This window comes from Paenibacillus sp. FSL R5-0470 (genome assembly GCF_037975205.1).
Classification (GTDB): Bacteria; Bacillota; Bacilli; order Paenibacillales; family Paenibacillaceae; genus Paenibacillus_AQ.
In genome coordinates this window covers 6,297,784-6,311,684 of record NZ_CP150238.1, presented here as the reverse complement: position 1 = coordinate 6,311,684, position 13,901 = coordinate 6,297,784, and the positions used below count along the sequence as shown (strand labels likewise).

13 protein-coding genes are annotated in these 13,901 nt (G+C 45.7%); 11 read left to right on the top strand and 2 right to left on the bottom strand.

All coding sequences use genetic code 11. The features are described 5' to 3' along the window. Window positions 1–169 precede the first annotated feature (169 nt). The 8 genes from MKY99_RS28065 (at window position 170) to MKY99_RS28030 (ending at window position 8,644) form a co-directional block, all read left to right on the top strand. A complete protein-coding gene (locus tag MKY99_RS28065) occupies window positions 170–1,834 on the top strand; it encodes an ATPase, T2SS/T4P/T4SS family (protein WP_149645302.1) in 1,665 nt (554 codons plus the stop codon). A gap of 43 nt (window positions 1,835–1,877) precedes the next feature. Then, the gene (locus MKY99_RS28060) at window positions 1,878–2,927 is read left to right on the top strand and encodes a type IV pilus twitching motility protein PilT (RefSeq protein WP_339267508.1); all 1,050 of its coding nucleotides are present in this window, start codon (window positions 1,878–1,880) and stop codon (window positions 2,925–2,927) included. Beyond that, entirely contained in the window at window positions 2,927–4,132 is a 1,206-nt protein-coding gene (locus tag MKY99_RS28055; protein WP_339267506.1) for a type II secretion system F family protein, read from the top strand. Before MKY99_RS28060 ends, MKY99_RS28055 begins: the two co-directional genes overlap by 1 nt. 167 nt (window positions 4,133–4,299) lie before the next feature. Continuing rightward, the gene (locus MKY99_RS28050) at window positions 4,300–4,779 is read left to right on the top strand and encodes a type II secretion system protein (RefSeq protein ID WP_042131308.1); all 480 of its coding nucleotides are present in this window, start codon (window positions 4,300–4,302) and stop codon (window positions 4,777–4,779) included. Window positions 4,780–4,867: 88 nt separating this feature from the next. Next, window positions 4,868–5,617: a prepilin peptidase gene (locus tag MKY99_RS28045; protein WP_339267504.1), complete on the top strand. Its 750-nt coding sequence runs from the start codon at window positions 4,868–4,870 to the stop codon at window positions 5,615–5,617. A 14-nt stretch (window positions 5,618–5,631) separates the two neighbouring features. Next, the gene (gene pilM / locus MKY99_RS28040) at window positions 5,632–7,257 is read left to right on the top strand and encodes a pilus assembly protein PilM (RefSeq protein ID WP_339267502.1); all 1,626 of its coding nucleotides are present in this window, start codon (window positions 5,632–5,634) and stop codon (window positions 7,255–7,257) included. Beyond that, entirely contained in the window at window positions 7,241–7,846 is a 606-nt protein-coding gene (gene pilO, locus MKY99_RS28035) for a type 4a pilus biogenesis protein PilO (RefSeq protein ID WP_339267501.1), read from the top strand. Before pilM ends, pilO begins: the two co-directional genes overlap by 17 nt. A 195-nt stretch (window positions 7,847–8,041) precedes the next feature. Next, a complete protein-coding gene (locus MKY99_RS28030; protein WP_339267499.1) occupies window positions 8,042–8,644 on the top strand; it encodes a DL-endopeptidase inhibitor IseA family protein in 603 nt (200 codons plus the stop codon). 45 nt (window positions 8,645–8,689) lie between these two features. On the opposite strand, the gene MKY99_RS28025 is transcribed toward MKY99_RS28030, so the two are convergent. Together MKY99_RS28025 and MKY99_RS28020 are read right to left on the bottom strand one after the other, a co-directional pair. Continuing rightward, window positions 8,690–9,091, bottom strand: a complete 402-nt coding sequence (locus tag MKY99_RS28025) for a CBS domain-containing protein (protein WP_339267497.1) — start codon at window positions 9,089–9,091, stop codon at window positions 8,690–8,692. Between the two features lie 151 nt (window positions 9,092–9,242). After that, a complete protein-coding gene (locus tag MKY99_RS28020) occupies window positions 9,243–10,670 on the bottom strand; it encodes a VanW family protein (RefSeq protein WP_339267495.1) in 1,428 nt (475 codons plus the stop codon). 229 nt (window positions 10,671–10,899) lie between these two features. On the opposite strand from MKY99_RS28020, the gene ftsE reads away from it, so the two are divergent. From ftsE to MKY99_RS28005, 3 genes are read left to right on the top strand one after another with little or no spacing between them, the layout of a single operon-like run. Beyond that, window positions 10,900–11,586 (top strand): cell division ATP-binding protein FtsE, encoded by a 687-nt coding sequence (gene ftsE / locus MKY99_RS28015; RefSeq protein ID WP_042192319.1) that lies wholly within the window; start codon window positions 10,900–10,902, stop codon window positions 11,584–11,586. Continuing rightward, the gene (gene ftsX / locus MKY99_RS28010) at window positions 11,576–12,490 is read left to right on the top strand and encodes a permease-like cell division protein FtsX (RefSeq protein WP_042192317.1); all 915 of its coding nucleotides are present in this window, start codon (window positions 11,576–11,578) and stop codon (window positions 12,488–12,490) included. The genes ftsE and ftsX overlap by 11 nt, the downstream gene beginning before the upstream one ends. 30 nt (window positions 12,491–12,520) lie before the next feature. Next, window positions 12,521–13,822, top strand: coding sequence for a peptidoglycan DD-metalloendopeptidase family protein (locus tag MKY99_RS28005; RefSeq protein ID WP_339267493.1), 1,302 nt, complete (start codon window positions 12,521–12,523; stop codon window positions 13,820–13,822). Window positions 13,823–13,901 lie beyond the last annotated feature (79 nt).

Sequence of the window (13,901 nt, the reverse complement as noted above, 5' to 3'; positions counted from 1 at the left end):
AAAAATACGCTAGTTTGACAAAAATGATGAATCCGTAATTATGGAAAAAATAATTTTCATATTTTGTAGAAATAGAACTGGTAATTTATCTTTGGTTATTCCTAGTATTATCCATTATTGAGGTCAGTGTAAAAGTATAACCAATAACGGCATACGGAGCTGAACGGACATGGCCATCGCGAAAAAGAGACTTGGCGATTTGCTGGTAGAAAATAATATTATTTCGCAGGAACAGCTGCTTGAAGCGCTTGCGGAACAGCGTAAGAGCAAGCGTAAGCTTGGCGATCTGCTGATCTCTCAAGGCTATATCACGGAGCAGCAGCTGATTGAAGTGCTTGAATTCCAGCTCGGTATTCCGCATGTCAGTTTATTTAAATACCAGATTGATCCTGCGATCACACAGATTATTCCTGAAAGTATGGCTAAGCGTTATCAAGTACTTCCCTTCTTAAAAGAAGGAGGTAAGCTGATGGTTGCGATGGCCGATCCGTTGGATTATTTTGCGATAGAAGATTTACGAATGAGTACAGGGTTCCGAATCGAACCTGCTATTTCCACTAGGGATGAGCTGCAGCGGGCGATTGCACGTCATTACGGCATGCGTGATTCTATGAATCAGATGCTAGTAGAGCTCCCGACACAGGAAGAAATAGAAGAGACAGAGATTACAGATGAGGATTCTCCTATCGTACGTTTGGTCAATCAGATGATTCAGCAGGCTGTTGCTCTGCGGGCATCTGATATACATATGGATCCAGGTGAGAATAATCTAACGATCCGCTACCGTATTGACGGAACCTTACGAACAGAGCGGATTATTCCTAAGCAGATGCAGGGCTTTATCACCGCTCGTCTGAAAATAATGGCCCGACTGAATATCGCTGAACGGCGTTTGCCACAAGACGGCCGAATCAAAATGCAGTTTGATTACAAAATGGTAGATATTCGTGTGTCCTCATTGCCGACGATGCACGGAGAGAAAATTGTACTGCGGTTGCTAGACTTAAGCACAGGTGTCAAATCTGTAGATGCTCTGGGATTCAGTGAGGGGAATGCGGAAGCTTTTAAGGAAATGATCGCTCGTCCTTATGGAATTCTGCTAATCACTGGACCTACTGGTAGTGGAAAAACAACGACTTTATATTCAGCGCTGAATCAACTCAATGTAGAAAGTGCAAATATTATCACGGTTGAAGATCCAGTGGAATATCAGCTTGAAGGTGTAAATCAGGTACACGTAAACTCGGCTATTGGGCTAACCTTTGCTGCTGGGCTGCGTTCGATTCTTCGACAAGATCCGAATATTGTAATGGTCGGTGAAATACGGGATGCGGAAACTGCTGAAATTGCGGTTCGCGCCTCATTAACGGGTCATCTAGTGTTGTCTACTTTACATACAAACGATGCGATTAGCTCCGTCTCTCGCTTGCGAGATATGGGAGTAGAGCCTTATTTAATTGCCTCCTCACTAATTGGTGTGGTAGCTCAGCGGCTCGTTCGCAAAATCTGTACCGACTGCAAAGAAACCTACAAACCGTCTGAGCAGGAAGCGATTATGCTACGTAGCTTGGGGTTGCCAGCGGATGAACTACATCGTGGTCGAGGTTGCGGTAGCTGTAGCAGTTCTGGTTATCGTGGTCGAATAGCGATTCATGAGGTACTCAGCATTGACGATCACTTGCGGCAGCTTATTACAAACACTGCTTCAGTAGAGGAAATGCGTGTCGCAGGTAAAGCGCGTGGACTTGTTCAACTGATGGATGATGGCTTACTCAAAGTTAGTCAAGGGATTACAACGCTTCAAGAAGTAATGCGCGAGACGGTCTCACATTAGGGTCTATTAGGTTCTTTTCATTTTAAAATAGGGGGAGCAGCCGATGCCAACGTATACGCGGGATATTAGACAGCTTTTGCAGACGGCTTACTCCTCCAAAGCTTCCGACTTACATATCTCTGTAGGCTCGCCTCCGGTGATACGTATGGATGGAACACTTCACCCACTTGAGGGTGCACCAGTAACAGCCGATGAAGCTGCAGAAATGGCAGAAGCGCTGCTTGGCAGTGAACGAAACGAAGTGTTTCGGAATGCAGGTGAGGTGGATTTCTCTTATCCGCTGGATGGCGGCGTAAGATTTCGGGTGAATGTCTATCGTCAGCGGGGCGAGATTAGTATCGCTGCCCGGGCGATTGCTGCAGAGATTCCGAGTCTAGAACAGCTGTCGATGCCTCCGATTTTGTCCGCTTTGTCACTCAAACCACAAGGTTTGATTCTAGTTACAGGCCCTACGGGCAGCGGTAAATCCTCTACGTTAGCAGCTATGCTGAATTACATTAACAAGACCGAAAGCAAGCATATTGTGACACTTGAAGATCCTATAGAATTTCTGCATAGTCATGGAACCTGTTTAGTGGATCAACGTGAAGTGGGCAGCGACACAGCTAGCTTTGCGAGCGGACTACGTGCCGCGTTACGTCAGGATCCGGACGTTATTCTCGTTGGAGAGATGCGGGATCTGGAGACCATTACAGCAGCAGTTACTGCCGCGGAGACAGGTCATCTTGTGATGGCAACCTTACATACAACAGACGCACCACAGACAATTGATCGAATTATTGACGCTTTTCCGGGTCATCAGCAGGGGCAGATTCGTTCACAGCTAGCCTCAGTATTACTGGCAGTTGTCAGTCAGCGCTTGTTTCCAAGAGTTGGAGGACGGGGGCGGATATGTGCAACAGAGATCTTAGTGAATACACCTGCCGTAGCCAATCTCATTCGTACCGAAAAGACACATCAGATTAAAAATGTGATGCAAACCGGACGCTCGCAAGGCATGCATACGTTGGACATGAGTATCCGTGAGTATTTATCACAGGGGTTCATTGAACCAGCAGCAGCTAAGTCGTTTATGGCGGAGGTGAGTAGCTGATGCCTCTTTTTGAATATCAAGTAAAGACAACCGCAGGCAAGTCCATTAAAGGAAAGCTAACCGCAACAGATAAGCCTACGGCAATGGAGGAGTTACGCAAGCGGGGCCTTACGGTATTCTCGCTGATCGAACGCAAAACAACGATTCTCTCAATGGATATTTATATCGGTAATCCGGTTAAGCCACTTCATTTCATCATTTATTGTAGACAGTTTGCCACGCTTATGCGTGCTGGAGTGTCGATTGTAGATGCAACGCGTATTTTGGCAGAGCAGACTGAGAGCAAACCGCTCCGTAAAGCACTTGTGGAAGTGAATTCAAGCCTGATGCGCGGAATCTCGTTCTCACAAGCTGTTCAGGATCATAAAAAAATCTTCCCGCAGCTATTCGTCAGCATGATCCGTGCCGGTGAGGAATCCGGTGATATTGAGGGGACGCTCGACAGACTGGCCATGTTTTTTGAGAAGCAGCATTCCACGACGGAGAAAATCAAATCTGCGCTCACTTACCCGATTACCGTCGGGGTTATGGCGATTGGAGCGGTTATATACCTCCTATGGGCGATAGTTCCGCAGTTTGTAACGATGTTCGAATCGATGAATGCAGAGCTTCCGGCGATTACGAAGATGGTATTGGCGCTTAGCAAAAGCATTCAAGGTCAATGGTATTTCTGGATACTCGGCGTTCTTCTCCTAGTGATAGCTTTTCAGATTACCAAACGCACGGAAAAGGGAGCCTATGCGCTGGATTATGCCAAGCTGAAGATTCCGGTGTTCGGTAAGCTGAATCAAAAAGGCTCGATTGCTCAGTTTACGCGTACTTTTTCATCTCTATATGCCAGCTCAGTTCCGATTCTGCAATCCTTGGTGATTGTAGAAGAGGTAGCAGGAAATAGGGTCATTGGGGGATTTATCCGAAGTGCAGGTGATTCGCTGAGACAAGGAAATCCACTATCTGAACCGTTGAAAAAAGCATGGGTCTTCCCGCCGCTAGTAACACAGATGATTGCGATTGGTGAAGAGACGGGGGCGCTCGACACGATGTTGTCTAAGGTAGCTGATTTCTATGAGATGGACGTAGAAAATACCGTCGATCGTCTGAAGTCACTGCTTGAACCGCTGTTGATTGCTTTTCTAGCAGGTATTGTAGGTGTGATTGTGGCCGCTATTATGCTGCCGATGTTCAGTCTGTACGGCAATATGTGAACCTTGCGGTTCCTTGAAGATATTGAGAGGGGTGACGCCGGGGAGGCGGGGCAGGGTTGCAGATCCATTGCTAGCGCTGGACAAGGAAGGACGAGCATTATAGCGGGATTCACTGAAATAAAAGATATAGGCTGTATCATCACACACCACTTAGAGGGGGAAATAAAATGTTAGCACAAGCCATTAAGAGAAGATTGAGCAAAGAGGAAAATCAAAAGGGGTTTACGCTAATCGAGTTATTGGCAGTTATCGTTATTTTGGGGATTATTGCGGTTATTGCGATACCTTTGATTGGGAACATAATCTCTGATGCTAAAGAGGATTCGGACATTGCTACTGCTCGTCAAATCTATGATGCTTCAAGATTATATATCGTTGGTGTAAAAGATGGTCAATTCAGTAATTCTACATCTGCAGTAAATGTAACTATAGCAGATATGCAAACTGCAGGTTATTTAGATAATAAATTGAGCCTTCCAAGTACTAAAGCTACAATCACATCAGGAACAGTTTACTATACGGATAAGGGTCAACTGGATTATATAGTGATTGCACCGAAACCTAAAGGATCGTCAGATGTTACGGCAGGGAGTACTACTGAAGGTAAATTTTCAGCGGAACAGGTATTGAAATCAAAGACAAAGTAATAGTACTACAAAACTTATACTTAGACTACTAAGGAATCGGACTTCCCGATTCCTTTTTTAAAATCCAGAAAGCCAACAGAGGACATCCATGACGATATTCATCGCAAGTTACATCACCTTACTGGGCCTGATTCTAGGCTCCTTCTATAACGTTGTGGCACTGCGGGTGCCAGCAAAGGAATCTCTGCTCAACCCGCCTTCCCATTGCCCGAACTGCAATACGCGGCTAAAGGGGCGGGATTTGTTTCCGGTGATAAGCTACCTGCTGTCAGGAGGTAAGTGTCGTTACTGCGGCACAAGGGTGTCGCCTTTATATCCGCTCGGAGAAGCTGCAACGGGTTTGCTTTTTCTATGGGTGTACTTGCAGTTTGGGCTGACAGGTAAGGGAATCCTCGGGTTCGTGTTTGTGAGTTTAGCGGTTATTGTGACGGTTGCGGATTTGAAGTACATGCTGATTCCGAACAGGGTATTGCTATTCTTTTTGCCGATACTGCTTATTCTTGTATTGCTCTATCCAGAGGGGCCGTTATGGCATCACTTGCTGGGAACTGTGCTTGGGGGAGGGGCTCTTATCCCCTTTGTTCTGTTTGGAGGGATGGGTGCCGGGGATGTGAAGCTATTTGCGCTGCTGGGCTTGGTGATTGGATTTCCGAATGTGATTTTGGCTTTTCTAATGGCTTGTCTGCTTGGAAGTGTGGTCGGAGGACTGCTGATGCTGCTCGGAATCATCAAACGCAAACAACCGGTTCCTTTTGGACCATGGTTAGCAATAGGGGCTTTAATTAGTTACGGATATGGTTCAGACATCATTGGCGCGTATCTCTCGCTCATCGGATAGGAGGACATCGACATATGCTTGGATTAGGCCCTAAAGTGGCCGGACTTTCAATTGAAGCTACCGGAATTCGTTATATTAGTTTTAAGAATAAACAGTCATGGGAAGTTCGCAAAAAACGGTATCTCCCGCTCCTTCCAGGCATGATCATAGAGAATCAGGTGGCGGATAGCGAGGCGCTTTATGATCGGGTTAGGCAGTGGGTGAGGAAGGAAGGGTTAAGGGGCAGCAAGGTTTCCTTGTCGATTCCACCTTCGCAGATCATTATCCGCAAAATGAGTATCCCAAGTACCAACGATAAGCAGGTTGAACAGCTCGTAAAGCTCGAAGTGGAGACGGGGCTGCATTTGCCATTTGAAAATCCTGTTTACGACTATGTGACGCTCGAAGTGGATGAGGAACATAGCCATTTGCTCGTATTTGCCGCTCCGCGGAAATCGATACAGGATTATGTAGAGATTTTGGAGCGTGCGGGTTTACGAATAAGCAGTGTTGAAATTTCGGCAACCGCCTTGGCGCGAAGTATAGCAACTGCACATGGGGAAAGCTTTGCGGAAACGATGTTGATTAATCTAGAGCCATCCGTCATGGACGTTTATATGTTCAGAAACGGGAATCCGGTGTTCATTCGTACGATTAACTTGCTTGATCTGCATAAAGGTCGAAATGTTGCGGCATTGGAATTTATGGCAGACAGTGAAGTTTTGGCAGAAACAGCAGTTGCTGTGGAAGAGCAATTATCACCGGAACAAATGGTGGAGATCACTGCGGAAATCTCGCGGATGCTCAGCTTCTACCAATATAGCTTGCACGATGGCTCAACTCGTATCAAAAACTTAGTTATAACAGGTGTCCCATCCATTCGCAAACAGCTAGACCTAGAGCTTCAGCAGTCGCTGGCAGAACTCGAGATTACACCGAAAAGCCTAGACCAGATGGGTAAAGCTGCTGTATCTGATCTTGAGTTAAATGATTACCGAGTAGCGGCCGGGGCAGCTCTAAAAAGCATGATCAGCGTGGACACAATTGACCTACTGCCAAGAGAAGATCGGGAGACGTTATTATTCCCCTATGTGACCATGGGTCTTGTGGCGATCTGGCTGGTGGGAACGATTGGGACGGGGATTTATTTTTCGGCTAATAAGGGTCAAATCTCTAATGGTAAAGAGGAGCTGCAAGGCTTGCAGGATCGCAGTTTAATGCTGCAGGTAGAGCTTGGGAAGCTTAAAAACAGTGGACCTGGGCAGTTAGATCGGAAGACGGCAATCGCAGAGATTCAGAACAATAAGGTGATTGCTGTTCCCATACTAGATGAATTAGTCGAAGGGTTGCCACCGGGTTCTCTGCTCCGTGACATTAACTACACCTACCTGACATCGATTGACCTGACTGTAAATGTACCTACTATGGTAGATGCCTCTAACTATTTAAGACAACTGCGTCAGATGTCCTTTATAGTGGATGCTTCTATTTCGAAGCTGACCGAAGGGACTGTGGATCAGAGTGCGGGGCCAACGAATGCAGCCACTTCCTTAAATATGTATACAGCCATTTATAAAGTAAACTTATTAGCAAATAATCAACAGACAAATGGAACGGATGCAAGCCAAGAGGAGGTGAACAGCGATGGAACAGTTCAATAAGTATCGCTCTCCAATCGTACTGGGTGTATTGATTTTGTTCTTGATGCTGTTTGCCTTTTATATGCTGGGTGTTCAACCGACAAATAAAGAAATATCTGCACAGAACGCCGAGATCGGACAGCTGGAAAAAGAAGCAGAGATTCTTCAAACTAAAATTAATGAACTAAAAAGCAGCGCTACTTCTTTAGATTCCGAACAACAGGAACTTCTGGCAGCACTCCCGAAAGGCGATGACAGCGAAGGCTTGATTGATGATCTACGAGCGGTTGGGATGTCCTCACAGGCACGCTTAAAGGATGTCAGCTTTATTTTGGATGAGGCTAATCCGATTCAGCAAATGACTGGTTCGGCTGAAGTGCTGTTCCCGACGGTCAAACAAGTTAAAATGACTGCTGTAGTAGAGGGCACCTATACAAGCATACGGCAGTGGATGGATGAGCTACAAATGCTGGCGCGTATCGTGAATGTAGACTCGTTTAATTTCCAGCAATCCTATGAAGAGCGATCAAAGGATAGTCCTGAAAGTATCTTGACTGCTAACGTAGCTTTCACAGCTTATTATGAGGTTGTTACTCCATCTTCGAATTAGATCTCTAACCGTTGTAATAACACTATTTCACGACTCCACTTTTCCTGTAAATCAGGAGGGTGGATTTTTTTCTTTACTATAAAATATAAATGCGTATTCATTCCTCTGTTTATTGGGTATTTTAGCTTGCGGGGTGCATAAGCTGGAACAGTGGCTATCGCCTGTATTTTTCAGATCAAAAAGGAGGAATTCCGAATGAACAAAAAGTGGATGATTGGTTCGTTGGCCCTTTCCATAGGCCTGATCTCAGCAAGTGGAGGAGCTATGGCAGCTTCACCGTCAGCAGGAAGTACGGCAATCAAGAAGGTGGCTGTGTCTGCGCCTGGGAAAGAGGGCCCTGCTACCATCAATAATTTGACGGTGAAAAGTATCATACCGCTGGTAGTCCATGCAAGAGCTCTTTATTTCTATAGTAATCGAGGCGGAAACATCTTCCCGATAGAAACCTTCACGTATAAAGCGCAGGAGTACCGTTATCTTTCCAGTGACATTGGCACAAAGACGAAGCTGATGAATTACATAAAAAAAGCCTACACTCACAATGCAGCGGCATATTATGTGCAGACTCAATTTTTGGAGTATAACGGAAGAATGTCGCAGGTTAATGCAGATGTAGGCAATTTATTAATGTATGAAAAAGCCACCGCCCGCATGCTCTCCAAAACTGCGACAACCGCTGAATTTGAACTGACTGTTCCTTATCCAGATGCGCAGCAAAGTAGTGAGTCGGTGTATGTGAAGCTGAAGAAAGTGGAGGGATACTGGAGAATCGACACGTCACCGGATATTCTTTTTTGAGGAAATGGGTAGGCAGGAGAGGAATGAAAAGGGGAAGGGCTACAACTAACAGCGCTTCAGGTCAGAGATATAAACAACACCTGCGAATTTGCCTTTACGGGTAATAATGACACAGTCATTCTTCATAGGTTCTGGGCGATTCATTGCAGTAGCTAATACGGTCTCAAGTGGAGTGGAGATGTCATAGACCAGTGGTGTCTTGTTCATAAGCTTCATGGCAGGTTCTTTGTAGAACAGATCTACTCCTGATCTTCCCGTGGCTTTTAAAAAGAAACGGTCGCACATTAACAATCCAAGCGGTTCATTCGTGGCGTTACAGACGACGATGCATTTGGATTCTGGGTGCTGGAACATTACGCGAAGGGCTTCTCTGCAAGTACGTGAGGCAAAAATAGCAGGTGCACTGCGGACAATATTAGAGAGATCATTTACAAGAGCTGTTGACATGGTGTTCATCCTTTCTGATTATAGATCTATTTCTAATGTACCCCCGAATCGTAAATTTTAAAGGCGAGAAAGGTCATCTACAGGTAAAATAGATTCACAAGCTAAAACGGTCAGAACCTCACAAGGTCTGACCGTTTTTTTTGTAGGTAATCTATTCACTTCGAACGCCATCCTCTACCAACTGCTTTCTAGGTGCTTCTGGAATAACAGATTTACTTACGCCTCCACGATTGATGGCGATTAACCGTTTTTGTGCGTAATACACGTCACGGGATAATTTCTTTACCTCAGTGGATTTACCGTCAACAATCCGGGTGCTGTAAGTCTCAACAACATATCCGGTCTTCCCATTTTGTATAACGCGTGAGCCTCCACGGGGGAGGGAAGGGTCGTTTACGTACTTGTCGACTGGAGGCAGCACCTCTACGATTTGTGAGTGGACCTTATATGTAACATTTTTCGGAAAAGTACCGAAGAGCTTGATCGATAGTGATCGACCTTGCACAGCAGCTTTAATGACTAGATATTTGCCAGTCGTATTGCGAAAACGGAAGTTGATATAGCCTTCAGCAAAGGTGGCATCCTGGCCTTTGGGTAGATAGTTGACCGGCAAGGAGTGATTGCGGCGCTCCACAATCTCCAGTCCGGTGCGCAAAGCGGCATTGTACAGCGTACTGGAAACTTGGCAGATTCCGCCGCCGACGCCGGCTTGTAGCTTACCGTTCACAATGACTGGTGCTTCGCGGAAGCCGTATTCTATTTTTGCTTTTTCAATAGCTTTGCCATAGTCAAAAACGGCTCCAGGTGGGAGCACGGTTCCGTTCACAGCTTTGGCTGCTGATTCGACGTTGTAGATTCGTCCAGGTCCACTTGCTCCGAGAGAGGTGCTGAATTGCATGATTTTTCGCTCAATGCCTTGCTCCTTTAGAGCGTTTAGAGTGATGTCCGGTTGTAATATGGTTAATGGAACTTCCAAAGTAATCCCCTTCTCTTGCAGCGAGAGTAGACGACTAAAACGAGTGGGGGCAGCGGCCCATAGTGAGGTCACCATTCCTGTCCAGTCCACCTCAAGGGAAGTCTTCTCAGGCGTATACACTACACGATCATCCCCGGTAATTCGCCGCGTAGCATCTACTGGATCTCCGAAGGATTCTCTCTCCCAAGCGGGACTTAGGATGGTCTGTAATTGAGCAATATCCAGATGGGCTTCAAGACTCCAATTCTGGGGGAAGCTGTAGCGGGCTTTTACACGATCCCATAGCCGCCCCTCCGTAAGATATTGTAGACCTTGCTCAAAAGCAGCGGCTTCATAGGCCATTCCAGCTTGTTTAAGCTTGAGGGTAAGCTCAGAATTCCCTTCGACCTGCAACACAAGGGGGATAGATTCAAGGGCCTGTAGCTTTTTCTCCAGTTCGGAACGTACCTCTGAGATATTCAGCCCGCCCACCTCCCATCCGGCAAGGGTTGTACCTTTTGGAAGCGTGTTTTTATGACCATATAGTTGAAGTCCCCCATAGATTAATGAGCCGATAAGGATGAGTGCAATGACTATTATGAGGGTAAGATGGATTTTTTTCATGAATAATCTCCTTCCTGGATGGCTTCTGCGAGCGGCACAGTAGGTGCTTTTTATATGTATATGTACAGACATTACAAAACTTTCGAATAGTGGGGCAGTTACGGGGTACTCAATCGGTTACAGATTTGTTACAATAGATACATTGCGGAAATATTGAAGTTTATGGAAACTTAAGCTGTACCCTGTCGATTCACACAAGTGGAAAATGTCATAATTGGGAAGTGAGAAAATGATTGAAATGCAAGATGTATGGAAGACGTACCCTAACGGAACTCACGCACTGCAAGGAGTTTCAGTAAAAATTGACCGCAATGAATTTGTGTATGTTGTCGGTCCATCCGGCGCGGGTAAATCTACTTTTATGAAATTGATTTATAGAGAAGAAGTGCCAACTAAAGGTCAAATTTCTGTGGGAGGCTTTAACATAGGGAAGCTTAAACAACGTAAAATCCCATATGTGCGTCGTAATATCGGCGTAGTGTTTCAAGACTTTCGGTTATTACCAAGGATGACAGCGTATGAGAATATCGCTTTTGCCATGGAAGTTATTGAAGCCCCGAAGAAGGTCATCAAGAAACGTGTGAATGAAGTTCTCGATCTGGTTGGACTCAAAAATAAAGCAAATCGTGAGCCCTCACAGCTCTCAGGTGGAGAACAGCAGCGTATTGCAATTGCTCGGGCTATCGTTAATAACCCATCTGTTATTATTGCGGACGAGCCTACAGGTAACTTGGACCCTGAGACTTCATGGGGCATTATGCAGCTGCTGGACGAAATTAATTTTCGTGGAACAACAATTGTAATGGCTACCCATAATAGAGATATCGTGAATAAAATGCGCAAGCGGGTGCTTGCGATTGAGAACGGAAACATTGTGAGAGACCAGGCGAGAGGGGAATATGGCTATGAGTTTTAAGACTTTCTTGCGACACTTGCGGGAAGGCTTCAAAAGCGTATTCCGTAATGGCTGGATGTCGATTGCTTCGATCACTTCCATCGTCGTCTCTCTTTTTGTCCTGGGTGTATTTATTCTTCTTGTTCTTAATGTGAATGCTGTAGCGGATGAGGCAGACAGCCAGGTACAGATTAATGTGCATTTGGCATTAAATGTAGATCAGAAGTTGCGTGAGACTTTGCAGACTGAAATTGGCAATATGCCGGAGGTCAGCAAGATTACGTTCATCTCCAAGGATCAAGGACTTAAAGATCTCCGTGCAGATATGGGTGAGGATGCGGCTGAGCTTCTGGAAGGGTTCGATGAAGACAATAACCCTCTCCCAGATACGCTTAAGGTAGAAGTTGTCGAACCTACTACGGTATCGTTTGTGGCTGAGAAGATTGAAGCACTCAACAAGACACATACTGATCAGCCCATTTACAAAGTGAAATATGGCAAGGGCTCGATAGAAACCTTGTTCAAAATAACACGCGCTGTACGAAACATTGGTTTTATTTTTGTAGCAGGTCTGGGGCTCATGTCTATGTTCCTCATCTCTAATACGATTCGGGTTACGATACTTGCTCGTCGTAAGGAGATTGGCATTATGAAGCTCGTAGGCGCGACAAATTATTTTATTCGCTGGCCTTTCTTTATAGAAGGGGCATTGATCGGTCTGATCGGATCGCTCATTACCTCTGTTGTCTTGTATTTGGGTTACAGCACTTTGGAATCGACCGTACAGGGAGATCCTATGCTCCAATTGCAGCTAATTCCGTTCGATAATATTTGGATGCTGGTCGTCGGTGTACTAGTTGGACTAGGCGTGCTGATCGGCGTCTGGGGAAGCACGGTTTCTATTCGTAGGTTCTTGAAAGTTTAATATTAAAAAGTGAAGGATGGGGAGTGCAAGTTGAAGAAGATTGCTGCCGGACTAGCCGTAATGTTACTAGCTGTCACTATATTCCAGCCCTCTGATGGATATGCCAAAAAAACAAGTGTTGCCGAAATCGATAAGCAGCTAAAGCAGCTGCAAAAAGAGGTGCAGGAAGCTAAGGCGCAGCAGGAGAAAGCGGCGTCCCAAACGCAGGAAGCACAGCATTATAAGAATAAGACGAATCTCAATCTGCAGTATGTCTTACAGCAAGTGGATCAAGTTAAGGGCAAAATGACCGAAATCTCTACCCAAATTTCCGATACAGAACAATCTCTGAATGTTACGGCAACGGAATTGGATAAAGCAGAAGCGCGAGTCGCCTCTAGAGAGGAAGTCTTAGGATCCCGTGTTCGATTAATGTATACCGATGGTGCGGTTTCTTACTTGGATGTTTTGCTCTCCTCGACAAGCTTCGCTGATTTTCTAGATCGCGCGGATTCACTTAAGATGATTGTGGATCAGGACCAGGAGCTGTTAGTTCAACATAAGTTGGACAAGCAGACGGTGATAGAGAAGAAACAAGAGCTTGAAGGGCAATATGCCCAAGCCAAGCAGCTGTATACTTCTTTGGAACAACAGAGAAGTCTGCTGAAGGAGAAAGAAGCTGAGAAACAGGAGCTTATCGCTTTCTATGATAAGCAAATTCAAGAAAGTGATGATTTAAGTGAAGAGCAGAATGAAAAGCTAGTCAAACTGGCAAGCGAACGCTCTGCGCTGGAAACGCAAAAGGATAAGATTAAGGCAGAGGAAGCGGCTCGCAGAGCAGCAGCGGCTAAGGCGGAAGCGGCTCGTAGAGCTGCGGCGGCTGCCAAGAAGGCTGCAGCTGCCAAAGCAAGCAGCAGTTCAAGCTCCAGCTCTAGTGATACGGGATACTCAGGTGGAGATGGGCCGTTTCTACTTCCTGTAGGATCGGCAAGAATCTCATCCCCATATGGACCACGGACACATCCAATTACGGGTGAGAAGGGGAAAGTACACACCGGCGTCGATTTTGCGGTTCCACAAGGAACCAATATTCATGCGGCGGATTCCGGAACGGTTATCTTGGCTGAATGGTGGAGCGGTTACGGGTATTGTGTAATTATTGATCATGGAGGCGGAGTTTGGACGCTCTACGGACATATACGTAAAGGCGGTCTTAGAGTTAGTGCCGGGGATAAAGTCAATCGCGGAGATGTGGTTGCAGAATCTGGTTCCACAGGTAATTCAACGGGGCCCCACCTTCACTTCGAAGTACGGATTGACGGTAAGATTGTAAATCCTATGCCTTATCTCTAATTTTTAACGAACTTATAACTCATATTATTTGATTGTACGGCATATACTGGAAGAGATACCGTACCTTTCAGGACGGACT